General features: G+C 30.8%; 27 protein-coding genes. 17 read left to right on the top strand and 10 right to left on the bottom strand.

Annotated elements, in window-relative coordinates; translation table 11 throughout:
* Positions 1–30 precede the first annotated feature (30 nt).
* The gene (locus tag H3Z83_RS12110) at positions 31–1,506 is read right to left on the bottom strand and encodes an LTA synthase family protein (protein ID WP_246337570.1); all 1,476 of its coding nucleotides are present in this window, start codon (positions 1,504–1,506) and stop codon (positions 31–33) included.
* Positions 1,507–1,620: 114 nt separating this feature from the next.
* A complete protein-coding gene (locus H3Z83_RS12105) occupies positions 1,621–2,469 on the bottom strand; it encodes an OmpA/MotB family protein (RefSeq protein ID WP_182125759.1) in 849 nt (282 codons plus the stop codon).
* Between the two features lie 130 nt (positions 2,470–2,599).
* On the opposite strand from H3Z83_RS12105, the gene H3Z83_RS12100 reads away from it, so the two are divergent.
* A complete protein-coding gene (locus H3Z83_RS12100) occupies positions 2,600–3,577 on the top strand; it encodes an FAD:protein FMN transferase (RefSeq protein ID WP_182125758.1) in 978 nt (325 codons plus the stop codon).
* Here the strand turns inward: H3Z83_RS12100 and H3Z83_RS12095 are convergent.
* The 6 genes from H3Z83_RS12095 to H3Z83_RS12070 form a co-directional block, all read right to left on the bottom strand.
* The gene (locus H3Z83_RS12095; RefSeq protein WP_182125757.1) at positions 3,574–4,344 is read right to left on the bottom strand and encodes a class I SAM-dependent methyltransferase; all 771 of its coding nucleotides are present in this window, start codon (positions 4,342–4,344) and stop codon (positions 3,574–3,576) included. The genes H3Z83_RS12100 and H3Z83_RS12095 overlap by 4 nt on opposite strands.
* A 1-nt stretch (position 4,345) precedes the next feature.
* A complete protein-coding gene (gene map / locus H3Z83_RS12090) occupies positions 4,346–5,164 on the bottom strand; it encodes a type I methionyl aminopeptidase (RefSeq protein ID WP_182125756.1) in 819 nt (272 codons plus the stop codon).
* 29 nt (positions 5,165–5,193) lie between these two features.
* Entirely contained in the window at positions 5,194–5,724 is a 531-nt protein-coding gene (locus H3Z83_RS12085; protein ID WP_182125755.1) for a thioredoxin family protein, read from the bottom strand.
* A 13-nt stretch (positions 5,725–5,737) separates the two neighbouring features.
* Positions 5,738–7,255, bottom strand: coding sequence for a 2,3-bisphosphoglycerate-independent phosphoglycerate mutase (gpmI, locus tag H3Z83_RS12080; RefSeq protein ID WP_182125754.1), 1,518 nt, complete (start codon positions 7,253–7,255; stop codon positions 5,738–5,740).
* Between the two features lie 36 nt (positions 7,256–7,291).
* Positions 7,292–7,558 (bottom strand): hypothetical protein, encoded by a 267-nt coding sequence (locus tag H3Z83_RS12075; protein ID WP_182125753.1) that lies wholly within the window; start codon positions 7,556–7,558, stop codon positions 7,292–7,294.
* Between the two features lie 111 nt (positions 7,559–7,669).
* Positions 7,670–8,443: a M48 family metalloprotease gene (locus tag H3Z83_RS12070; protein ID WP_182125752.1), complete on the bottom strand. Its 774-nt coding sequence runs from the start codon at positions 8,441–8,443 to the stop codon at positions 7,670–7,672.
* Positions 8,444–8,558: 115 nt separating this feature from the next.
* Here H3Z83_RS12070 and H3Z83_RS12065 point away from each other — a divergent pair, with 115 nt between their 5' ends.
* The gene (locus H3Z83_RS12065; RefSeq protein ID WP_182125751.1) at positions 8,559–10,307 is read left to right on the top strand and encodes an aromatic amino acid hydroxylase; all 1,749 of its coding nucleotides are present in this window, start codon (positions 8,559–8,561) and stop codon (positions 10,305–10,307) included.
* Positions 10,308–10,316: 9 nt separating this feature from the next.
* Complete coding sequence (locus H3Z83_RS12060) at positions 10,317–10,631, top strand: rhodanese-like domain-containing protein (protein WP_246337568.1); 315 nt, start codon at positions 10,317–10,319, stop codon at positions 10,629–10,631.
* A 13-nt stretch (positions 10,632–10,644) separates the two neighbouring features.
* On the opposite strand, the gene H3Z83_RS12055 is transcribed toward H3Z83_RS12060, so the two are convergent.
* The gene (locus H3Z83_RS12055) at positions 10,645–11,595 is read right to left on the bottom strand and encodes a GSCFA domain-containing protein (RefSeq protein ID WP_182125750.1); all 951 of its coding nucleotides are present in this window, start codon (positions 11,593–11,595) and stop codon (positions 10,645–10,647) included.
* 114 nt (positions 11,596–11,709) lie between these two features.
* Between H3Z83_RS12055 and H3Z83_RS12050 the strand changes: the two genes are divergently transcribed.
* The 9 genes from H3Z83_RS12050 (at position 11,710) to H3Z83_RS12010 (ending at position 18,680) form a co-directional block, all read left to right on the top strand.
* Positions 11,710–12,603, top strand: coding sequence for a MerR family transcriptional regulator (locus H3Z83_RS12050; protein WP_182125749.1), 894 nt, complete (start codon positions 11,710–11,712; stop codon positions 12,601–12,603).
* A gap of 212 nt (positions 12,604–12,815) precedes the next feature.
* Positions 12,816–13,775 carry a fasciclin domain-containing protein gene (locus H3Z83_RS12045; RefSeq protein ID WP_182125748.1) on the top strand — a complete coding sequence of 320 codons (960 nt, stop codon included), beginning with the start codon at positions 12,816–12,818 and terminating at the stop codon, positions 13,773–13,775.
* A 66-nt stretch (positions 13,776–13,841) separates the two neighbouring features.
* On the top strand, positions 13,842–15,305 hold the full coding sequence (locus H3Z83_RS12040) for a phytoene desaturase family protein (RefSeq protein WP_182125747.1): 1,464 nt from the start codon (positions 13,842–13,844) through the stop codon (positions 15,303–15,305).
* Between the two features lies 1 nt (position 15,306).
* Positions 15,307–16,149 carry a phytoene/squalene synthase family protein gene (locus H3Z83_RS12035; protein ID WP_182125746.1) on the top strand — a complete coding sequence of 281 codons (843 nt, stop codon included), beginning with the start codon at positions 15,307–15,309 and terminating at the stop codon, positions 16,147–16,149.
* A complete protein-coding gene (locus H3Z83_RS12030; RefSeq protein WP_182125745.1) occupies positions 16,149–16,589 on the top strand; it encodes a hypothetical protein in 441 nt (146 codons plus the stop codon). Before H3Z83_RS12035 ends, H3Z83_RS12030 begins: the two co-directional genes overlap by 1 nt.
* On the top strand, positions 16,586–17,041 hold the full coding sequence (locus tag H3Z83_RS12025) for a sterol desaturase family protein (protein WP_182125744.1): 456 nt from the start codon (positions 16,586–16,588) through the stop codon (positions 17,039–17,041). Before H3Z83_RS12030 ends, H3Z83_RS12025 begins: the two co-directional genes overlap by 4 nt.
* Positions 17,038–17,739 (top strand): lycopene cyclase domain-containing protein, encoded by a 702-nt coding sequence (locus H3Z83_RS12020; protein ID WP_182125743.1) that lies wholly within the window; start codon positions 17,038–17,040, stop codon positions 17,737–17,739. The genes H3Z83_RS12025 and H3Z83_RS12020 overlap by 4 nt, the downstream gene beginning before the upstream one ends.
* Positions 17,726–18,199 (top strand): TspO/MBR family protein, encoded by a 474-nt coding sequence (locus H3Z83_RS12015; protein WP_182125742.1) that lies wholly within the window; start codon positions 17,726–17,728, stop codon positions 18,197–18,199. The genes H3Z83_RS12020 and H3Z83_RS12015 overlap by 14 nt, the downstream gene beginning before the upstream one ends.
* 10 nt (positions 18,200–18,209) lie before the next feature.
* Positions 18,210–18,680, top strand: coding sequence for a glutathione peroxidase (locus H3Z83_RS12010; RefSeq protein ID WP_182125741.1), 471 nt, complete (start codon positions 18,210–18,212; stop codon positions 18,678–18,680).
* Positions 18,681–18,732: 52 nt separating this feature from the next.
* Here the strand turns inward: H3Z83_RS12010 and alaS are convergent, their stop codons facing one another.
* Positions 18,733–21,348 carry an alanine--tRNA ligase gene (gene alaS, locus H3Z83_RS12005; protein WP_182125740.1) on the bottom strand — a complete coding sequence of 872 codons (2,616 nt, stop codon included), beginning with the start codon at positions 21,346–21,348 and terminating at the stop codon, positions 18,733–18,735.
* Positions 21,349–21,499: 151 nt separating this feature from the next.
* Between alaS and H3Z83_RS12000 the strand changes: the two genes are divergently transcribed.
* From H3Z83_RS12000 to H3Z83_RS11980, 5 genes are read left to right on the top strand one after another with little or no spacing between them, the layout of a single operon-like run.
* Positions 21,500–22,468: a M23 family metallopeptidase gene (locus H3Z83_RS12000; protein ID WP_182125739.1), complete on the top strand. Its 969-nt coding sequence runs from the start codon at positions 21,500–21,502 to the stop codon at positions 22,466–22,468.
* An 18-nt stretch (positions 22,469–22,486) separates the two neighbouring features.
* The gene (locus H3Z83_RS11995) at positions 22,487–22,816 is read left to right on the top strand and encodes a MerR family transcriptional regulator (protein ID WP_182125738.1); all 330 of its coding nucleotides are present in this window, start codon (positions 22,487–22,489) and stop codon (positions 22,814–22,816) included.
* Between the two features lie 18 nt (positions 22,817–22,834).
* Positions 22,835–23,434 (top strand): LemA family protein, encoded by a 600-nt coding sequence (locus tag H3Z83_RS11990; protein ID WP_182125737.1) that lies wholly within the window; start codon positions 22,835–22,837, stop codon positions 23,432–23,434.
* On the top strand, positions 23,434–23,871 hold the full coding sequence (locus H3Z83_RS11985; RefSeq protein WP_182125736.1) for a TPM domain-containing protein: 438 nt from the start codon (positions 23,434–23,436) through the stop codon (positions 23,869–23,871). Before H3Z83_RS11990 ends, H3Z83_RS11985 begins: the two co-directional genes overlap by 1 nt.
* Positions 23,872–23,876: 5 nt before the next feature.
* A complete protein-coding gene (locus tag H3Z83_RS11980) occupies positions 23,877–24,683 on the top strand; it encodes a TPM domain-containing protein (protein WP_182125735.1) in 807 nt (268 codons plus the stop codon).
* Positions 24,684–24,689: the final 6 nt, after the last annotated feature.

Genomic DNA, 24,689 nt, shown 5'->3' with positions numbered 1-24,689 from the left:
ATTACGAAAACAGTGTTTTTAAACCAGGGCTTATTTTTTTGCTTTTTTAAGAAATTCATCTAAACTTTTGTCAAGATATTTTACTGATCCATGCATGTTTGTTCCAGAAGGAATGTCAACAACATTATCCGGGTATGTATAAGGTTTATGATTAGAGCTTGTCATTATAAAGTCGAAGAAAGGTTCTTTTTGTTGATGTTGCTTGTCAGCATACTTTAGAACTTTATTATATAGGTCTTGATCTGACACAGCCCATGCATTCTCAAAAACCATTTCATCATCTTCAATACGAGTTCTGTTTGTAGGTAGTTCTTCTTTTAATCGATGTAGTTTTCTTCTATCAACAATATCAAATCCGTTATAACTAAAATAATTTGTCATGTTATGAAAATGACCATCTCCTCCATAGAAAAAAGTTCTGCTATATCCTTTTTTCTTGAAAATTTCACCAATAGTAAAAAGGTTGTCATTGTTCTCTCTTTTTAAAATACTTCTTCCTGGAGTATGTGGTATTGCTAAACTAATAGCTTCAATACCTCTTATGGTTCTAGTTCCGGTAGCGTAGAGGTTGGTGAAAAAGATAGAATTATTTGCAAGTGAATCTAAAGTAGGAGTCCAATTTTTCTTGCCGTTAAAAGCTTCCATAAACCTAGCATTAAGACTTTCTAATCCGATAAATATTACATTAGGTTTTAACTCGGTACTGTCATTTTTTGTGTACCTTAAAATGTTGTCTTTAGTGAATAAACTATCATTAGGGCTTTGTATGTTTCTTAATAAAAGATTGTAAACTTTATTATTAGGTAAGGTTGGGTAGAATTCATTATAGTTTAATTCGTTACTCTTATAGGCAGCGAAAAAAGAATACATGCCAGATTTTGCTAATTCATTTTCATTAATGTTAGAAAAAACTTCAGCTTTACTGTTAGTAATAAAATTGTGGTAAAGGCCTAAACTAATTAAAATAATAAAAGAAGGAATAAGTTTAGATTTAAAAGAGTCGGAATTATTAAATGTCTTTTTGTAAGCCTCTTTTTTTGAAGCAAAACGAATGCTAAGAATCAGAATTAAAACAATAACTCCAATTAACAATGGCAGTGGGAAGGATTGGTGGATATTTTGAACGACTTCATAGGTGTACAATAAATAATCTACTGCAATGAAATTGTACCTTCTCTGATATTCTTGCCAAAAAGGGATTTCTGCTAAAAAAGAGAAAATAAAGACGAAAAGAAAAAGACCATATAAGAACTTGGTTATAACCTTGTCTACTAAGCTACCATGAAATCTTGTTGGTGTAATTAATAGATATATTACATAAATACCTAAGAGATATAGTAGGTTACCGATGTCAAAAAAGAATCCTATAAAAAATATTTTTATGAAGTTGATTATTGAAAAATCAACATATTTAAAAGCTAGAATATAAAGTATTGTTCTTACTATAAAAGCAAAGAATAAAACTGTTAAGCTAAACGTTTTTAGAAGTTGAAACCTTTTAGGCAAAAGAATATTCAGTATAGTTAATCTGGTTATAGAGAGCAAAGAACGTTAGTTTTTTTGAATAAAAAAAGACTACTCATTTAGAGTAGTCTTTTTAAATATCTATTGAAGAAAAAATTATTCAGCTTTTTGCTCTAACAATTCGAAGAATTGATTTAAACGAGGTAAAATTATAATTTTTGTTCTTCTGTTTTTTGCTTTGTTAACTGGTGAGTCGTTTGCTACTAATGGAGCGAAACTACCTCTACCTGCGGCAATTAATCTACTAGGTGCTACACTGTATTTGTTTTGTAATTCACGAACAATTGATGTTGCTCTTAAAACACTTAAACCCCAGTTGTCTTTTAAAGCTGATCCAGCAGTTACAGGAGTGTCATCAGTATGACCTTCAATCATTACATCCATTTCTGGCTGTCCGTTTACTACAGTAGCAACTTTTTCTAATACTTTAGATGCTTTGTCTGAAACAGTGTAGCTTCCACTCTTGAATAATAATTTATCAGAAATAGAAATAAATACTACTGTTTTTTCAACATTTACTTCGATGTCTTCATCGTCAATTCCTTGTTGTAATTCTTTCTTTAAGTGAAAGGCAACTACTAAATTTAAAGAATCCTTTTTAGAAGCAGCAGCTCTAATTCTATTAATGTATTTGTCTTTTTTACTTAATTGAGTTAATGTTTCTTTAATATTGTCATTAGCTCCTTTCGTTAAAACAGTTAAGTTTTCAACTTGTTGTAATGTGTTTTCTTTGTCTTTTTTTAAGTCGCTTACTGAAGTCTCTAGATTAGCTACTTTGTCTTGGCAACTTTCTTTTTCAACCAAACACTTAGTTAAATTAGCTTTTACAGCTAATAATTCTTCTTTTGTTTGAGAGTGTTTAGCTTTTAAAGCTTCCAGTTCTTTTGTTGAAGCACAAGATGCTAATAAAATTGAAACGGTAAGGAATGCAATTATTTTCTTCATTTTTTCTGATTTTTCAGATGAGTTATTAAAACAATATTAAAGCAAATTTAAAAAAATGAGTACACAAAAAAGAGAATTAACAATCTTTTATGAAGTAAGAATCAATTATTTTTGTGATTAAATTAAAAAGATGACAAAAAAGATATTTTTTATAGCAAGTTTACTGCTGTTTTTTATAACTGCTTGTAAACAAGAAAAAAAGGTAAACAAAACTAAGTTACAAGGTTTGGTTTTTGGAACTACTTATCATATTACTTATCTAGATAATGTAGACTATCAGAAATCGATTGATAGCTTGTTTTATATAGTGAATAAATCATTGTCGACTTATATACCTACTTCTGATATTTCAAAAATCAACAAAGGGGATTCTACAGTAGTTATTGACGATTTATTTTTAGAAGTTTTTCAAAAATCTAAACGCATTTATAAAGAAACTGATGGGTACTTCGATCCAACTGTATGTAATTTGGTTAATGCTTGGGGTTTTGGTTATAAAAGAGAGAAGAAAGATTTAGATACTTTACAAGTAAATGAATTAATGAAGCAAGTAGGTTTGGATAAAGTAAGTTTAAAAGGAAGAAATATTCAGAAACAATTTAAAGATGCTTGTTTAGATTTTAATTCGATTGCTAAAGGATATGGAATTGATGTTGTTGGACGATTTTTAGAAAGTAAAAACGTAACCAATTATTTAGTTGAAATTGGAGGAGAGATTCGAGCAAAAGGTAAAAATAGTAGAGGTGCCTATTGGAAAGTTGCTATTGACGACCCAAATGCTGATGGCACAAGAAGTGTGTCAAGATTTATTGACTTAAACAATCAATCGATGGCAAGTTCTGGTAATTACAGAAAATTTAGAGTTGGAAAAAATGGACAAAAATATGTGCATACCATAAATCCTAAAACAGGTTTTGCAACAGAAAGTAATTTATTAAGCGCTACAGTTTACGGAGAAGTTGATTGTGCAGATGTTGATGCTTATGCAACTGCATTTATGGCAATGGGTTTAGAAAAGTCTAAAGAGTTTTTAAATAAATACCCACGAATAAAAGCGGTGTTGTTATATGCGGATAAAGATGGAAAAATAGCAGAGTTTTCTAATTAATTCTTAAAACACACAGGCAAAATTTCGCCTTTCATTAAAGCAAATCGTTCTAGTTTTTCTGGAGCGATTTTTTTTGTGAAATCAACTTCTTCTACTTCAAATCCAATTGAACGAAGTTTGTCAAAATAATCACGACCATATACTCTTACGTGATCGTATTGTCCGAAAATTTTAGCTCGTTCTTTTGGGTCGGTAATAGTATCGTCTTCAAAAGTAGTTTCTCTATTTAAATCTTGTGGAATTTGAAAAATTCCAAATCCCCCTGATTTTAATACGCGATATAATTCTTGCATCGCTTTAGTGTCGTCAGGAATATGTTCTAAAACATGATTACAAAAAACAACATCAAATTCATTGTTTTTAAAAGGTAAATCGCAAATATCTGCTTTTACATCTGCAATTGGCGACTCTATATCTGAAGTGATATAATCTAAGTTTTTTTGCTTTCTGAAAATATCTAGAAAGCATTGCTCAGGAGCAATATGTAATACTTTTAGCTTTTTATCTGTAGAAAAAAAATCAGTTTCGTTTTGTAAGTACAACCATAATAAACGGTGTCTTTCTAAAGACAGTGTAGAAGGAGAAAGTGCATTTTCTCTTTGTATTCCATAACCATAAGATAAAAATTTACGGAAAGATTTCCCATTAATAGGGTCGGTAAACTTATCACCTTTTAACCACCAAGCAATTATAGGGCGAGCTAAATAGCTTGCCTTGATTAAAATTGGTCTTGGAATAGTGTTTAATATAGTTTTGAATAAAGACACCTTATAAAACTAAAGGTTGCTGTCTGAACTCATCTTCTTCATCCGTTTCAATACCTAAAGCTTCGTTTATGTATTTAAAAGTTGAAAGTATTTCTGGTTTACCATCAACAATGGCAACATCATGTTCGAAATGAGCTGAAGGTTTACCGTCTAAAGTGGTAATTGTCCATCCGTCTTTATGTTGTAATATTTTTTGAGTTCCCATGTTTGTCATAGGCTCAATAGCAACAACCATCCCTTCAATAAATTTTTTACCACGACCTCTACGCCCATAGTTTGGCATTTCAGGATCTTCGTGCATCACTTTACCAATACCATGACCAACTAGTTCTCGAACAACTCCATAACCATGTTTTTCAGTGAAATTCTGAATCGCAAAACCAACATCGCCTACACGATTTCCTACTTTTAATTCACGAATGCCAACGTATAAACTTTCTTTGGTTACGTCCAATAATTTTTGAACTTCAGGAGCGATTTCACCTACACCAAAAGTATAAGCATGATCTCCATAAAATTCGTTTTTAATAGCACCACAATCAATAGAGATAATATCACCTTCTTGTAAAGGTGTATTGTTTGGAATTCCATGTACAACTTGTGAGTTTGGACTCATGCAAAGTGTATTCGGAAAATCATACAGTCCTAAAAAACCAGGAATAGCTCCTTGCTCTCGAATAAATTCTTCAGCAAGCTTATCAAGATATAAAGTAGTAACTCCAGGTTTTACCTCTTTCGCAAGCATTCCTAAAGTTTTTGATACTACCAATGCACTTTCGCGCATTAGTTCGATTTCTTCTCTAGTTTTTGATTTGATCATGTTAAAAATATTGAAGCGCAAATTTACGGTTATTTTTGATATGGATGCGTGTATGGCTGACCAGAAACTATTTTTAAGAAATCTTTTTCTACAGTGCTATTATCAACAGCATGCTCTACAAAACGCCCAATTTCTTTTCCGTCTTTATAAAAAATAAAAGTTGGTACTCTAAGAACGTTAAAACCTTCTTCCAGTCCGTTTGCTTTCTTTTTACGATTTACGGTTACTAATTCAAGGTTTTTATAATTGAATTCAGCTTCATCTAATATTTTGTAAAAATTAGGAACTTCTCTTTTACTATCTCCACACCATGTACCCATAAAACCTTTAATTTTTACATCTTTTAAATATGGCTTTAATTGATTTACAATATTCTTGTCAGTTTCGTAATACGAGTAGAAATCATTAAACCATTCTGATCCGTATGGTTCTTGTTGAAAATCTTTTTTAGTAGCAATTCCTACTAAGTTTCCATCTTTATCTTTTACTGCAGGTTGCTTTGGTGTTGTAGCACATGATGCTATTAAACATACGGTTAAAAAGTATATAATTTTTTTCATTGTAGTTGTTGTTTTAAATTAACGAATGTTGTGTCATTTCTTTTGGTTGATCTATTCCCATTAGTCGTAAAACAGTTGGAGCAATATCACCTAAAACACCATTTTTTATTGACTTTAAATCTTTGTCAATTAAAATCATTGGTACAGGATTAGTTGTATGTGCTGTATGTGGCGATCCATCTGGATTTATCATGGTTTCACAGTTTCCGTGGTCGGCAATTAAAATAGTAGTATAGTTGTTGTCTAAAGCAGTGTTGATTACATCTTTTACACAGTTATCTACCGTTTCGCAAGCTTTAACTGCAGCCTCAAAAACACCAGTATGTCCAACCATATCACCATTTGCAAAGTTTAAGCACACAAAATCTACTTCTCCGTTTTTTAATTCAGGAACAATAGCATCGCGAATTTCGTAAGCACTCATTTCTGGTTTTAAATCGTAAGTAGCTACTTTTGGCGAAGGACATAATAATCTTTTTTCTCCTTCGAATTCTTGCTCTCTTCCTCCAGAAAAGAAAAATGTTACATGTGGATATTTTTCAGTTTCTGCAATTCGGATTTGTTTTTTATTTGCAGCTTCTAAAACTTCACCTAATGTATTTTCAATATTGTTACTGTTGTAAATAACATTGGTGTTTTTAAAAGTTTCATCATAATTTGTCATGGTAACAAAATATAATGGTAGTTTTTTCATGTTAAATTTAACAAAATCTTTTTGATGTAAAGCTTCCGTTAATTGACGACCTCTATCAGTTCTAAAATTAAAGAATATAATTACATCATCTTCTTTAATCGTAGTTTTTGGTTGATTATTATCATCAACCATAATTATTGGTTTTATAAATTCATCGGTAACACCGCTATCATAACTTTGTTGAATGCTTTCGGTAGCGTTGGTTGATAAAGAACCTTTGCCGTTGACTAAAGCATCGTAAGCTAATTGTACACGTTCCCATCTATTATCACGATCCATAGCGTAATAGCGACCGGTGATTGTTGCCAACTCACCAGTAGTTTTTTGCATGTGTTCTTGAATATCGTTGATAAAGTATTTTCCTGATTTCGGGTCACAGTCACGACCATCTGTAAAGGCATGAAGAAATACATTCTTTAGTTCATGTTTACTTGCTGCATCAAGTAGTCCTTTTAAATGATCAATATGTGAGTGAATTCCGCCATTAGAAACTAATCCTAAAAAATGAACATTTTTATTATTCTTTTTAGCGTATTCGAAAGCGTTGAGTAATTCAGTTTCTTGAGCTAAAGAACCATCTTTAACTGCCTTGTTTATTTTCGCTAGATTTTGATACACAATTCTACCAGCACCTAAATTCATATGTCCAACTTCTGAGTTGCCCATTTGCCCTTCAGGTAAACCTACATGTTCACCATCGGTGCGTAATTCAGCATGAGGAAATTTGTTGTGTAATGAATTTATATACGGTGTTTTTGCATTGTATATAGCAGACACTTTAGGGTCTTGGGTAATTCCCCAACCATCAAGTATCATTAAAATTACTTTTTTATTCATTTCTGTAGAATTGAATGGTAAAAGTAAGAAAGATTATTAAAAATTAATGAAACTAATCGCATAGTATAAAATAGCTAATGCAATCATAAAAAGAAGGATGTTTTTAATTAGTAAAACGTTGTTCTCTTTTTTTATGCGAGATTTTATAGCTTCAAGTTCTTCTTGAGTCGCAGAGTTTTTAAAATGTAGTGTATCACTATTTTCTTTCTGAAAACGGTCTAATTTTTCAAAAGTACTTTTACGATTTCTTTTATTGTTTTTTAGGCTAACGATCATGCCTGCAACCGAACCTCCAAATCCCATAGCTAATAATTTAAAGTTATACTTATTAGTAGCTTTTTTATTGTTTTTGTTACAAAAAAATGCTTTTAGATTTAGTTTCTAAAAGCATTTTTAATAAATATGATTTATAAATTATTTACGATACTTACGAATCGCTTCTTTAATTTTTTCAATTCTATTTTCAGGGTCGGGGTGCGTACTTTGGAATTCAGGAGTTCTATTTGGACCCGCAGCAGCTTTTAAAATTTCCATTACACCAATTAAACTTTCAGGATTATAACCTGCATCTACCATTAATTTAACTCCTAAGTCATCACTTTCTAATTCATCTCCACGACCATACTTCATGTTTACAACATTGGCTATGGCAGCAGCACCTTGAGCGGTACTGGGGTCGAACCCAACTGAAACCCCAGAAAGTAACCCTTGTGTTAAATCTTGTTTCGCCATGCGAGCAGCAGAATGACGTCCGATAACATGTCCAATTTCATGCCCTAAAACACCCGCTAATTGATCTTCATTTTTTAGTTTAGAGAATAAAGCATAGGTAATAAATACTTGTCCGCCAGGTAAAGCAAATGCATTAATGGCTCTTTCGTCTCTTAATAAGTGAAATTCAAAAGGATAACCAGATTCTCTAGCGATACTATTGTCTACCAATTTTTTACCTATTTGATCTACTAGATCTTGGTACTGTTGATTAGGGTATAATCCACCATGTTGTTGTGCCATTTGTGGAGCACTGCTTAAACCAATGGCTATTTCTTGTTTTGGAGAAATAGAAATATGCTGTTTTTTACCTGTATATGGATTTACTTCTGCGCTAGAACAATATTTTACTAAAGCAAATAATGCAATAGCAGCTCCGATTAAAAGTCTAATTTTTAAACCTCCGCGATTTCTCATATTATTTTTTGATTTTTGTGATAAACGTAAAGATACTAAATATTATAATTTAACTGATATCGATTTTTTGTGAAGCATAAAAAACTTAAATTTACCCAGCAAAACAAACAACTATATGGAATCTCATTTTGAATTAAATGATGTCACTAAAAAACTACCAAAACACTTACATAAATTTGTAGTAAAACAGCCTTATGATGAATACACGGCGCAAAACCAAGCAGTTTGGCGTTATGTAATGCGTATGAATGTTGATTATTTAGGTAGAGTAGCACATTCATCATACATAAATGGTTTAGAAAAAACTGGTATTTCTGTTGATAGTATTCCTTATATGGAAGGAATGAATCGGATTTTAAAAGAAATTGGTTGGGCAGCAGTTTCGGTTGATGGGTTTATTCCGCCGAATGCATTTATGGAGTTTCAAGCTTATAATGTTTTGGTGATTGCCTCTGATATGCGTACTATAGATCATATAGAGTATACACCAGCACCAGATATTATACATGAAGCAGCTGGTCATGCACCTATCATTGCAAACCCAGAATATTCAGAATATTTACGCCGTTTTGGAGAAATAGGATCGAAAGCAATTTCGTCATCAAAAGATTATGAGATGTATGAGGCGATTCGTTTACTTTCTATTTTAAAAGAAAACCCGAATTCTACTCAAAAAGAGATTGATGAAGCACAAGAAAAGGTAGAATGGCTGCAAGACAATATGGGTGAGTTATCTGAAATGGCTCAGATTAGAAATTTACACTGGTGGACAGTTGAGTACGGATTAATTGGTGAGCTTAATGATCCTAAAATTTACGGAGCAGGTCTATTATCATCTATAGGAGAAAGCAAGTGGTGTATGCAAGATGAGGTGAAAAAAGTACCTTATTCTATTGATGCAGCAAATGTGAGTTTCGATATTACAAAACCTCAGCCACAATTATTTGTAACACCTAGTTTTTCGCATTTAAGTTTAGTATTAAATGAGTTTGCAAATACTATGGCGCTTAGGACAGGTGGTTTAAGAGGAGTTGAGAAATTAATAGATTCTAAAAACCTTGGAACACTTGAATTAAGTACTGGTTTACAGGTTTCGGGAGTATTTACTAATGTGATTAAAGACGAGAAAAACAACGCTATTTATATTCAAACTACCGGACCTACAGCTCTAGCGAATAGAGATAAAGAATTGATTGGGCATGGGATTGAATATCATGCTGAAGGTTTTGGAAGTCCTATTGGTAAACTAAAAGGAATTAATTTACCTATTGAAGATATGAGTCCGCGTGATTTAGAAGCATATGGAATTTATGAAGGTAAGCAAGTACAACTCGATTTTGAAGGAGGAATAAAAGTTGTTGGAGAAGTTATTACAGGAACAAGAGACTTAAGAGGACGAATTCAATTAGTTTCATTTAAAAACTGTATGGTAACTCATGGAGAAAAAGTGTTATTTCATCCTGATTGGGGAATTTACGATATGGCAGTTGGTAAAGAAATTAAAGCCGCATACTCAGGGCCAGCAGATGTTAATTCTTTTGGAGATATAGGAAAGGTTTCTGAAACAAAAACACATAAAATTAATTATTCTGAAGCTGAAAAAGAGTTGTATAAATTATATAATGAAGTAAGAGTAATACGTGAAGAAAATACGGTTTCAGAAGAGAAAGTAAAAGTTGTTTTCTTAAAATTACAAAATGAGTATGAGAATGATTGGTTATTGCCTTTAGAATTATTAGAATTGTCAATCATAAATAATTATTCTATTCAAACAGAATTGAATAATTATTTAGAGAATTTAAAAAGTAACAAGAGTTACAAATCATTAATAGAAAACGGATTAAATTTGTTGTCTCATAATTAAAAAAGACAAATGGGATTATTTAATTTATTTAGAAAGAAGAACATGAATAACGAAATAGAAGAATATTTAAATAAAGGAGCAGTTGTTTTAGATGTTAGGACGTTAGCGGAGTGGAATGAAGGACATTCAGATGGTGCAAAGCATATTGTTTTAACTGTTGTTCCTTTGAATGTTGAGGAGATTAAATCTTGGAATAAACCGGTAATTGCGGTTTGTAAAAGTGGTGGACGTAGTGGACAAGCAGCACAGTTTTTACAAAATCACGGAATTGATGTGATTAATGGAGGTCCTTGGCAAAATGTAGATCAGTATTTAGTTAAGTAAAATACTTCGATACTTAAAAATTCATAAAAGGAAATGCTTTAATAAGTGTTTCCTTTTTTTCTTGGAGATTTTTTAAAAATAATTGATGCTGTTCAGAATTAGGATTAAAAGAACGATGCGTTAATCCTTTTTGAATTGTTGCTACTTTTTTCATTGTTTGTTGAGCTTTTTCAGAAATCCAAACATCAGAAAACTTTTCCCAGATATAATTTATAGCTGTTTCATTTGGGTGAATCATGTCTTCTGCATAAAAACGATAATCACGTAATTCATCCATCATAATTTCATAGGAATGAAAATAATAAGTATTTTTTCTAGGTTCTACAACCTGATGAATTGCAGAAAGTAAATGTGCTTTGCTTTGCTGATTTTCTATAAAACCATCTTTAATATGACGAACAGGAGATACTGTAAAAAGGATATTAATTGTTGGGTTAACAGACTTTACTAAAGCAATTATAGCGTCTAAACTTTCTGTAATCTCATTAATAGATAAAATCTCTTTTAAGAATTTCTTTTGCGGAACCTTATGGCAGTTAGCAACAATGGTATCAGATGAAATTTCTCTATAAACCCAGGAAGTCCCTAGTGTAATTATAAGATGGGTTGAGTTTTGTAATTTATTATTTGTTGCTTTTATAGTAGCATTTAAGTTCTGCGATAAATCTTCTTTATCTAATGAGCTTAAATTAGAATGTGCTTCAAAACAATGCCAACGCTCATTGTGAAAAAAGATGTCATCTTCAGTGTATTCTTTTTTATTAATTGCACTTGTAATTAAACGCTCTATAGCTTTTGGGTGAAAAAGAATTCCAAAGGGGTTTTGCTGTGATTGAAACTTATAATAATCAAGTTTATTTCCTATGTTTTCAGAAAAACAAGAGCCTAATAAAAACAATTTTGAATTGTAGTCAATTTGGTTGTGCTGTTGCTTTTTTAAAGGTATTTGAGTGGATAAAATCATTAAATTTGATTATTTCAATTCAACTCAAAAATAGAAATTAGTTGGCATACTTTTTAAAAGAGATTATAGTTTATTTAAAATAAACTATATTTGTTTATTAATATTTAAAATAAGTTGAACAATATAAAAACCATATTTACAATAAAAGACCTGGAAAATATTTCAGGGATTAAAGCTCATACAATTAGAATATGGGAGAAAAGATATGGTTTGTTAGAGCCAAATAGAACAGATACAAATATTAGGTATTACTCATCAGATAGTTTAATGAAGTTGCTTAATGTAGCACTTTTAAACAAGCATAATTTTAAAATTTCTAAGATTGCAATGATGAGTGGAGATCAGATTAAAGTAAATGCAAGAGAGTTGGCTTTTAAATATGCAGTAAATGATGAAGCTATAAATTCTTTTAAAATAGCGATGTTCCAATTTGATAAAGCATTATTTAATAATACTTATAATAAATTACTGCATCAAAAAACATTTAGACAGATTTTTAAGGATGTTTTTATTCCTTTTTTAAATCATATTGGATTATTATGGCAAACGGATACTCTGCTACCTGCGCATGAACATTTTATATCTAATCTAATATTGCAGAAGATTCAAATTAATATAGAGAATTTAGAATACTCTGTTTCAAATACAGATATTACTTATGTTTTGTTCTTGCCTGAAAACGAGATACATGAATTGGGGTTAATGTATTTAAATTATGAGTTGGTTCTTAGAGGGTGTCAAACCATATATTTAGGGCAAAGTTTACCTTTAAATAATTTAAATTATTTTTTTGAAAGTGAGTCAAAAGTGTGTTTCATTACTTCAATGACCGTAAGACCATATGACGACAAAATTGTTGATTATTTTTATGAAATTGAAAATATTTTAAAAAATACCGATCATCAATTATTTGCTGTAGGTAAAAAAGCTATGGACGTTTCTAGTATTGACTTTAAGTCTAAAATATCAGTTTTTCCATCTGCAATAGAATTGCTTAATCAGTTATAATTTTTTTTACATAACAATATTTTGTTTAATGTTTTTTTTGTTTAATTAAACAAAATATGTATATTTGGCTAATGTTTTGATTTTCAAGACATATTTTTTTAACTAAATCAATTTTGTTTAATGTTTTTTATTAAAAAATAAACAAAGTCTAAGATGGCAGAAAAGTAGACTATAAAGATTTAAGAGTACGCACTAATTAAAATCATACAACCATGAAACTTAAAAATTTAATTTCTGTGTTTTTTATTAGCTTATTTATAGGAAGCTTTAGTTTGTTAACATCGTGTAGTGATGATGACCCGGTAATAGTTAAAAAAGATGATATTGTGCAAAGTGCAATAAAAACTTCTGATTTAAGTATTTTAGTGTCTGCTCTTCAAAAGGTAGATTTAGTATCTGCTTTGCAAGCAGATGGACCATTTACAGTATTTGCGCCTACAAATAAAGCTTTTCAAGATTTATTAGACTCTAACGCTGCATGGTCTTCGTTAGATGACATTCCTACTGAAACTTTAAAATCAGTATTATTATTTCATGTTTTAAATATGAGTGTTACATCATCAGATTTATCTGATACTTATGTTAAAACTTTGGCTACAGGACCAAATGATGAAAATTTATCATTACAAGTTGAAGTAACGGGTGCTATTGAATTTAATGGAGACTCTAAGCCAATTGATACTAATATTATGGCATCTAATGGGGTTATTCATACCATAGATAAAGTAATGCTACCTCCAAATATTGTAACCTTGGCCTTAAACAATGCTGGTTTTACGAGTTTAGTTGCTGCATTGACAGATTCTAGGCATACAACAGATTTTGTAGATATTTTAAGTGGAGATGGACCATTTACAGTATTTGCTCCAACAAACAATGCCTTTCAAGCTTTGTTAGATTCTAATGCAATGTGGAATTCATTAGCAGATATACCTATCGCTACTTTAGAAGCGGTATTAAAATATCATGTTTTTGCTGGTGGTAATGTGCAGTCTGATGAGTTGAGCGATAATCAGGTTATTACCATGTTTGATGGTAATGATGTTACTGTCGATTTATCAAGTGGAGCAAAGTTAGAAACTGGTTCAGGTCAATCTGTTGTAATTTCTTTAACTGATGTGCAAGGAACTAATGGAGTTATCCATGTGGTAGATAATGTTTTATTGCCATAATAATAATAATAATAATAATAATAATGAGACCATTAAGTAATTGGATTGAATTTAAAGATACATAAATTGAAAAAAAGTGTAAACATAATAGGTTCAGGTTTTTCATCGCTAGCAGCTTCATGTTATTTAGCTCAAAAAGGTTATGAAGTAACAGTTTTTGAAAAAAACACAAATGTTGGTGGTAGAGCAAGACAATTATTAAGAGATGGCTTTACTTTTGACATTGGGCCAACTTGGTATTGGATGCCAGATGTTTTTGAGAAATTCTTTGCTGATTTTGGTAAAAAACCTAGTGACTATTATGAGTTAGAAAAACTAGCACCAGCTTATCAAGTGTATTTTAATAAAGAAGATTCAATTACAATTCCTGGAAATTTAGAAGAAATTTATGAAGTTTTTGAGCAGGAAGAAAAAGGAAGTTCTGTTCATTTAAAATCATTTCTAAAGTCTGCACATTATAATTATGCTGTTTCAATAAACGACTTGGTTTATAAACCAGGTGTATCTCCTTTAGAGCTAGTAACTCCAGTTACTCTTGGTAAAATTACTCAGTTTTTTTCAACTATTAGAAAGCAAGTTCGAAAGAAAATTAAGAGTAAAAAGTTAATTCAAATTCTTGAATTTCCAGTATTATTCCTTGGAGCAAAACCTAGTAATACTCCAGCTTTTTACAATTTCATGAATTATGCTGATTTTGGTTTAGGTACTTGGCATCCTAAAGGAGGAATGTATAAGGTTATCGAAGCTATGGTAACTTTAGCAATAGATTTGGGTGTAGAGTTTAGAACACAATCTAATGTTGAAGAAATTACTGTGAATTCTGCAGGAGAAGCAATTGGTCTTGTTGTGAATGAAGAGTTTATTCCTTCTGATATAATATTAAGTGGAGCAGATTATCACCATACTGAAACTTTATTACCAAATAATTTACGACAGTATTCTGAAAAATATTGGGATAAGAAGGTTTTTGCTCCATCATCATTATTGTTTTATGTAGGTTTTGATAAAAAAATAGAAAATGTATGTCATCATACTTTGTTTTTTGATACTGATTTTGATATGCATGCTAAAACTATATATGATTCCCCTAGTTGGCCTAAAGAACCATTATTTTATGCAAGTTTTCCCTCAATAACTGATGGTTCTTTTGCGCCAACAAATAAAGAAGCAGGAACTTTTTTAATTCCATTAGCTCCAGGAATAGAAGATACTAAAGAAATTAGAGAAAAGTATTTTAATATTATAATTAATCGGTTAGAGAAACTAACTAATCAATCGGTTAAAGAGCATATAATATTTAAGGAGAGCTATTGTGTAAATGATTTTGTTAAAGATTACAATTCATACAAAGGGAATGCTTACGGTTTAGCTAATATTTTAACCCAAACAGCTTTTTTAAGGCCAAAAATTAAAAGTAAAAAAGTAAAGAATTTATTTTTCACTGGTCAACTTACAGTTCCAGGACCTGGAGTTCCTCCATCATTAATATCAGGAAAAATAGCTTCAGATTTAATTTTAAAACACCACTAAAATGAAACAATTATTTGATGAGGTTTCTTGTGCTTGTAGTAAGCTTGTAACTCAAAAATACAGCACATCATTTTCTTTAGCAACTAAAATGTTGTCTCCTAAAATACGTTCAGCAATTTATAATATTTATGGATTTGTTCGTTTCGCAGATGAAATTGTAGATTCTTTTCATGAATATGATAAGGAGACTTTGTTAAAAAGATTTGAAACAGACTATTATCTTTCTAAAGAAGAAGGAATAAGTTTAAATCCTATTTTAAATTCATTTGTGCATACAGTTCATAAATACAAAATTACAGATGATCTTGTACAGGCTTTTTTAAAAAGTATGAAAGCGGATTTATACAAAACAGAGTATAAAACAGTAGAAGAGTATAATGAATATATATATGGTTCTGCAGATGTAGTTGGTTTAATGTGTTTAAAAGTTTTTGTAAATGGAGATAAGCAAAAGTATGATGAGCTAAAAGATGCAGCAATGCGATTAGGTTCGGCTTTTCAAAAAGTAAACTTCTTACGTGATTTAAAAGATGATATTGAAGTTTTAAATCGCTCATATTTTCCAAATGTAGATTTAAAAGAATTAAATGCAAGATCAAAAGAGTTGATAATAAAGGATATTGAAGCTGATTTTGATTATGCTTTTCAAAATGGAATTTTAAAGCTTCCAGTAGAAGCAAAGTTTGGGGTGTTTATGGCTTATAGATATTATAAAAAATTACTTAAAAAGTTAAAAGCTACACCTTCATCTAAAATTATGGATACTAGAATTAGAATTTCAAATCCAATGAAAATTAATTTATTAGCAAGGAGTTATGTAAAATATAAACTTAATTTAATTTAGTGTTAGTAGTATTATTACATATTATATTATTTTTTCAATCAACGAATTTAAAAGTTCCTGATTTTATAAAAGAGTATGATGCATTATCCAATAAAGCAGAAGAGTTAAAATACATTGATAAATATCAGGATAGTAATAATATTAATATTAAAGCATATGTAGTTTCGTTAAAAATGAAACAAGCAGAATACAAATTGTTACCTTGGAGTAAATTAAAAATATTCAATTCAGAAAAAAGGAATATTGAAAACTTAATAAACAAGAACCCTAATAATATTCATTTGCGTTATATAAGATTGGTAATTCAAGAGAATTTACCTAGAATATTAAATTATCATTCTCATATAAAAGAAGATCAAAAGTTTCTTAAAGAAATGCTTAGTAAAAAAGATAAGACAGATTATTTAGATAAATACATTATTAAAAATACATCATTATGAGTTTTGTAATTTGGATAGGAACTACAGTTGCTACTTTCCTTATAATGGAAGGAGTTACTTGGTGTACACACAAATATATAATGCATGGTTTTGGATGGTATTTACATGAAGATCATCATCAACCAGGATATCCACACGTTTTTGAAAAAAACGATGCTTTTTTTGTGGTATTTGCAATACCAAGTATACTTTTATTTTACTTTGGTATAAGACCAGAAATTAATTATTTGTTCTTTATTGGGTTAGGAATTTTATTTTATGGTATTGCTTATTTTTTAATTCATGATGTATTAATTCATAGACGATTTAATTGGTTTAAAAACACCAATAGTCAATATTTAAAAGGTTTAAGAAAAGCACACAAAATTCATCATAAACACCTTGATAAACCAGATGGAGAATGCTTTGGTATGTTATTCGTTCCGTTTAAATACTTTAAGAAAAAACAATGAGTGAATATCTATACCTTATATTAAATTTAGGAAGTTTAAGTATTCCGTTACTCTATAGTATAGTTGAAAAGGACTTTCATTTTATTCAATACTTTAAAATTGCATTGATAAGTATTGTTTTAGTTGCAATTCCTTTTTTAATTTGGGATGGATTTTTTACTGCTGAAGGTATTTGGGGGTTTAATTCTGATTATTTTTTAGGAACTAAGGTCTTTAAAATGCCTATAGAAGAATGGATGTTTTTCTTTTGCATTCCTTATGCCTGTTTATTCACACATGAAGTATTAAAGTATTACTTACCAAACTTTAAATTATCTAGGATAGTTACTAGATTTATAGGTTTAACCTCAGTCATAATTATTTTTTTCTTATTGATATTCAATTTTGGTAAGTGGTATACAACGGTAAATTTCATCTTTTTTCTTGCCTTATTAATATATGGTTTAAAGAATCATTTAAAAATATTACAAGAATACTTGCCAAGTTTTGTGGTGATTTTGATTCCGTTTTTCTTAGTAAATGGAATTCTTACAGGGAGTTTTATAGAAAGTCCAGTAGTGTGGTATAATAATGAAGAGAATCTAGGATTTAGGTTGTTTACAATTCCGTTTGAAGATGTTTTTTATGCATTTAACCTATTGTTTTCAATCCAATTAATTTTTAATCATTTAAAAACGAAACAACTTGAAGGAAAATAAATACATACGATTCCTGCTATTCCTAGTAGTTAATTTTTTAGCCTTAGCAATTGGTGTTTGGCTAATGAACGACGGACCAAGAACAGATTGGTATCTATCATTAAATAAGGCACCTTGGACACCTGAAAACTGGGTGTTTGGAGCAGTTTGGACTACCATTATGATTTTGTTTTCATTTTATATGACAAAACTAAGTTTTGAATATGATTTTTTAGATAAAAAGTTAATGACTTTATATGTAGTTCAATGGTTTTCAAACATAAGTTGGAACTATATTTTCTTTAATCAGTATTTAATAGAAGTAGGATTACTAAGTATAACTTTATTATGGCTATTAATAGGTTATTTTACTTTTGAGCATGTTAAAAAAGTAAAAGGTTATACACTGCTTATAATACCTTATTTAGTTTGGATGACCATTGCTACAAGTTTAAATGCGTATATTGTAATGTATAATTAACACTATTTAAATGAGCTTACACGATATTCAAATACATGATATTTCAGGAAGTAGAATTGATTTATCTCAATTTAGAGAGAAGAAAATATTTTTTGTAAACGTAGCTTCTAAATGCGGATTTACGCCCCAATATGATGGCTTGCAAGAATTATATGATGCGTATAAAGAAAAATTAATGATTATTGGAGTTCCTTGTAATCAATTTGGAGGTCAAGAACCTGGAAATTCAAGTGAAATTCAATCGTTCTGTAAACTAAATTACGGAGTGTCTTTTTTAATCACTGAAAAAGTTGAGGTGAAAGGAGAAAATCAACATGATTTATACAAATGGTTAACAAAGAAAGAGTTTAACGGAGTTAAAAACTCTTCAGTAAAATGGAACTTTCAAAAATACTTAGTGGATGAGGAAGGAAAATTTATCAACTATTACTACTCAATTACAAAACCGATGAGTAAGAAAATCTTAAAACATTTAGCATAAAAAAAAGGCTCAAAATTAATTTTGAGCCTTTTTAGTTTTTATAAAATAGTAGCTATACGATGTATTCTTTAGCTTTATCTAAAACTTTAGGTAATCCACCAGGGTTTTTACCACCTGCAGTTGCAAAGAAGTTTTGTCCACCACCACCACCGTGGATGTATTTTCCTAGTTCGCGAACTACTTTACCAGCATCATAACCACGTTCGTTAGCTAGTTCTTTTGAAATATAACATGTTAACATTGCTTTTTCTGGTGAAGCAGAAGTAGCGAATAATAAGAATAGATTTTTGTGTTCTCCTCCTAGTTCAAACATTAAGTTTTTAATACTATTCTGATCTAAATCAACTTTAGTTGCTAAAAACTGAACGCCGTTAATTTCTTGTAGCTGATTTTTAAGATCTCCCTTCATGTTCTTAGCCTTATCTTTTAAAAGCTGCTCTATTTGCTTTTTTAAAGAAGCATTTTCATCTTGTAAGTTGCTTACAGATTTAGCTACATCTTTAGGGTTTTTTAATAACTGTTTTACTGATGTGTAATTTTTCTCAACATCTTCGAAGTAATCACCAACAGCTACGTTTGTTATAGCTTCTATACGACGAATACCAGCAGCAACAGCTCCTTCAGATTTTATTTTAAAATACCAAATGTCACCAGTTTGTTGTACATGAGTTCCTCCACATAATTCCATAGATTGCCCAAACTTAATTGCACGCACGCTATCTCCGTATTTTTCACCAAATAAAGCCATAGCTCCTTCATCAATAGCTTGTTGCATTGGTATGTTTCTTCTTTCAATTAAAGGAAGGTTTTCACGAATACGAGCGTTTACAAATTCTTCAATTTCTTGTAGTTGATCTTTGTCTACTTTTGAGAAATGAGAAAAATCGAAACGTAAATAATCTGGACTTACTAACGATCCTTTTTGCTCTACATGTGTTCCTAAAATAGTTCTTAAAGCTTGGTGTAATAAGTGTGTTGCAGTATGATTACTTGCAGATAAATTTCTGAATTCACTATTTACAACGGCTTTAAACGTTTCGTTTAAGTTTTTAGGAAGGTTTTTCGTCAAATGTATAATCACATTATTTTCCTTCTTAGTGTCAATTACATAAATTACATCACCATTAGGAAATTCAATATATCCTTTATCACCAACTTGTCCACCTCCTTCTGGGTAGAACGGTGTCATATTAAAAACTAATTGGTATTGATCTCCATCTTTCTTAGTAGTTACTTTTCTGTAGCGAGTTAATTTTACATTAACTTCTAAAGTGTCGTAACCAACAAACTCTTCTGTTTCATCTTCAATTAAAGTAACCCAATCACCAGTTTCGCTTGCTGATGCAGCACGAGAACGGTCTTTTTGAGCCTTCATTCCAGCATTAAATTCATCTTCATTAATATCATAACCCTTTTCACGAGCAATTAACTGCGTTAAATCTAAAGGGAATCCATAAGTATCGTATAATTCAAACGCTTTCTTACCAGAAACAGTTTTACCGTTTGTAGTTTCAATTACTCTATCTAATAATAACAATCCTTGATCTAAAGTTCTTAAAAAAGAAGCTTCTTCTTCTTTAATTACATTATGTACAAGAGTGTCTTGTTTTTTAATTTCAGGGAATGCATCTCCCATCTGATGTGCAAGCGTTTCAGCTAACTTATAAATAAAAGGTTCTTTTTTATTTAAGAACGTAAATCCGTAACGAATTGCACGACGCAATATTCTACGAATTACATAACCAGCACCGTTATTACTTGGTAATTGACCATCAGTAATTGCAAATGCAACTGCACGAACGTGATCTGCAATTACACGAATAGCAATATCAATCTTTTCATCTTTGCCGTAAGTAATCCCTGTAATAGTTTCAATTTCACGAATTAACGGAGTAAAAACATCGGTGTCGTAATTAGATTGAACACCTTGTAAAACCATACATAAACGCTCAAACCCCATACCTGTATCGATATGTTTAGAAGGTAAATCTTCTAAAGAACCATTTGCTTTACGGTTATATTGCATGAAAACTAAATTCCATACTTCTACAACCTGTGGATGATCTTCATTAACTAATGATTTTCCGTCAACTTTTGCTTTTTCTTCAGCAGAACGGATATCTACATGAATTTCTGAACATGGACCACAAGGACCTTGTTCTCCCATTTCCCAGAAGTTATCTTTTTTATTTCCCATTAAAATACGATCTTCAGAAATGTATTGTTTCCATAGGTCGTATGCTTCTTGGTCCATTTTTGTTCCGTCTTCTTTGTCTCCTTCAAAAACAGTAACATATAAAATATCTTTATCTATTTTATAAACTTCGGTTAATAATTCCCAAGCCCATGCAATAGCTTCTTTTTTAAAGTAATCACCAAAACTCCAGTTTCCTAACATTTCAAACATGGTATGATGATAGGTGTCGTAACCAACTTCTTCTAAGTCGTTGTGCTTACCAGAAACACGTAAACATTTTTGAGAGTCAGAAATACGATTGTTTTTTGGTGCGGCATTTCCTAAGAAAAATTCTTTAAATGGCGCCATACCAGAGTTAGTAAACATTAAAGTAGGGTCGTTCTTTAACACCATTGGTGCAGAAGGAACGATATCGTGTTGTTTTGATTTAAAAAAATCTAAAAACTTAGCTCTAATTTCTTGAGATTTCATACCTCTAGTATCTTGATTTCTGTTAAAATATCATTAAAAAACTACTTGTAAAAAGAAGTTTTAAAACATTTTGTAAATTTGTGAGTTTCCAAACAATAACCTCTTTTGAGGTAGCTCGTTTAAAGAGCACAAAAATAGTATAATTAGTATTATGGCGAAAGTAAAATATTATTACGACCCAGAGACGCTGTCTTACCGAAAAATAGAAGCTAAAAAAAGCGAGACTCTTAAAAAAAGTGTTTTATGGGTTTTAGGAGCAATGTTAATTGCTTTCTTTGGTTTTATTGGGTTTAGTCAGTTTTTAATGTCTCCAAAAGAGCGTACTCAAAAAAGAGAATTAGAAAACTTACAATTACATTATGAGTTACTTTCTAAAAAAATGGAAGAGAGTTCTAATATTTTAACAGAACTACAAGAAAGAGATAATAATATTTATAGAACCTATTTTGAAGCTAGCCCGATACCAGAAGAACAAAGAAAAGCAGGTTTTGGAGGGGTAAATAGATATAAGCATTTAGATGGTTTTGATAATAGCGAAATGATAAAAAATGTGACCAAAGAGATAGATGTATTGTCTAAACAAATGGTGGTGCAATCAAAATCGTTAGATGAAATTGTAAGTTTAGCTAAAGAAAAAGATAAGATGTTAGCTTCTATACCAGCTATTCAACCGGTAAAGAATGAAGATTTAAAGCGTATGGCTTCGGGTTATGGTATGCGTATGCATCCTATTTTAAAGTCGTGGCGTATGCATAATGGTATGGATTTTACAGCTCCAACTGGTACACCAATTTTTGCTTCGGGTAATGGAACTGTAAAAAAAGCACACCGTAGTTCTACTTTTGGTAAAGTAGTATATATAGACCACGGTTTTGGGTATGAAACCATTTATGCACATATGAATAAAATTGTTGCTAAAAGAGGGCAAAAAGTGAAGCGTGGAGACTTAATAGGTTATGTTGGTAACACAGGTCGTTCTGCTGCCCCGCATTTACATTACGAAGTGCATAAAAATGGTAGACCGGTAAACCCTATTTATTATTATTATGGAGATTTAACTCCAGAAGAATTTGTAGCTATGCAAAAAGCTTCACAACAAAAGGGGCAATCGTATGATTAATTAATAGTGCTATGAAGAATGTATATAGAATTACCTGAAAAAAGATATTATAAAATTGGAGAAGTAGCTAAAGCATTTGGAGCTAATACTTCTCTAATTCGTTTTTGGGCGAATGAGTTCGATATTATAAATCCCAAGAAAAATGCAAAAGGTAATCGTTTGTTTACCAAAGAAGATGTTGATAATTTTAGATTGATATATAATCTTGTAAAAGAAAGAGGATTTACTTTAGATGGAGCAAAACAAAAGTTAAAGAAAAACCCAAACAAAGTCATTAGTAATCACGAAATTATTAGTAGATTAGAAAAAGTAAAAGCTGAATTAAAAAAAATCAAAAATCAATTATAAAACGAAAAATCAAAAATTATGAAAAAATTACTTCCTATAATCATACTTGCAGTTGTTGGGTTTGGAATCTATGGATGGGTAAAAGGGTTTTACAATACAACAATTAAGTTAGAAGAAAATATAAACGAAAAATGGTCTAAGGTAGAAAGTGCTTACCAACGTAGAGCAGATTTAATTCCTAATTTAATGAAAGTTGCTGAGCGTTATGCAGAGCATGAACAAGAAACTTTTGTAAAGGTTATTGAGGCTAGATCTAAAGCAACAAGCATTCAGATAGATCCAAGTAATATTACACCACAACAATTACAACAATTTCAACAAGCACAAAGCGGATTAACATCTGCTTTATCACGTTTATTAGCTGTTTTTGAGCGTTATCCAGAGTTAAAAGCTAATGAGAACTATAAGGAAATGATGAACGAATTAGAGCGTACAGAAAACAGAATTAAAGTTGAACGTGATCGCTATAATGAAGAAATTACACCATATAACAATCATATCAGACAATTTCCAGGAAATGTTTTAGCAGGAATGTTTGGTTTTGAAAAGAAAGATAGATTTAATGCAGATGAAGGTGCTGAAAAAGCTCCAGATGTTAATGATTTTATTAAAAAATAATGTCTGAAGTAGAAGAGTTTTTAACTTCGGAAGAAGAATTAGAAATTGTTCAAGCAATAAGACAGGCTGAACGAAATACTTCTGGTGAAATACGTGTGCATATAGAAAAATCGTCTGAGATTTCTCATTACAATCGTACACTAGAAGTATTTCGTATGCTTAAAATGTTTAACACAAAACAACAAAATGCTGTTTTAATTTATATTGCAGTGCATGACCATAAATTTGTAATTTATGGTGATAAAGGTATTGACAAAGTAGTACCAGAAAACTTTTGGGACACTACTAAAAATAGTATGCAATCCCAATTTAAACAAGGAAACTTTAAGCAAGGTATTGTCAATGGGATTTTAAAAGCTGGGGAAGAGTTAAAGAAACATTTTCCTTGGCAGATCAACGATGAAGATGAATTGTCTAATGAAATTTCAAAAGGGTAATTCGAATGAATAAAATTTCTAAAATACTTAGTGTTGTAATCCTACTCTTTGTTTGTAATGTATATTCACAAGACGGATTTACAATTCCGAAAAAACCACCTTTAAAAGAACAAACAAGTGTTTATGATTATGCGAATATTTTTTCAACGAATCAGAAACAGTTTTTGGAGGATAAGCTAGTAAAATATTCCGACACAACTTCTACTCAAGTTGTAATTGCAACCGTTAAAACATTAAATGATGACGATATTTCTTTAGTAGGAGCTAATTGGGCTCATACTTGGGGGATTGGGCAAGAGAAAGAGGACAATGGAGTTTTCATTTTATTGGCTGTAGAAGATCGAAAAATTGATATTTCTACAGGGTATGGGGTTGAATATCTGCTAACAGATTTAATGTCTGAAAGAATCATTAATAGAGTTATGATTCCTGAGTTTAAAACTGGTAATTATTTTATTGGTTTAGATAAGGGAACTACTGTAATTTTTGATGCTTTAGCAGGAGAGTATAAAGGCAATCGAAAAGAATCATCAGAAGGTTTCGACCCAAGTTTCATTATTTTTATTATCATAATAATCATCTTCTTTATTTTAATTTCAAGAGGAAATAGAGGCAATCGTGGTGGTGGTAGAAGAAATTATAGAAGAACAGATTCTAGAGATATTTTAGAAACGATTATTTTAAGCAACGCAGGTCGAGGAGGATTTGGTGGTGGTTTCGGCGGGTCATCAGGAGGTTTTGGCAGCGGAGGCTTCGGAGGAGGTTTTGGCGGCGGAGGCTTTGGTGGTGGAGGAGCTTCAGGAGGTTGGTAATAACTA

Source organism: Tenacibaculum pelagium, from assembly GCF_014062345.1.
In the GTDB taxonomy this organism is placed as follows: domain Bacteria; phylum Bacteroidota; class Bacteroidia; order Flavobacteriales; family Flavobacteriaceae; genus Polaribacter; species Polaribacter pelagius.
This window is presented reverse-complemented; position numbering and strand designations above follow the sequence as displayed.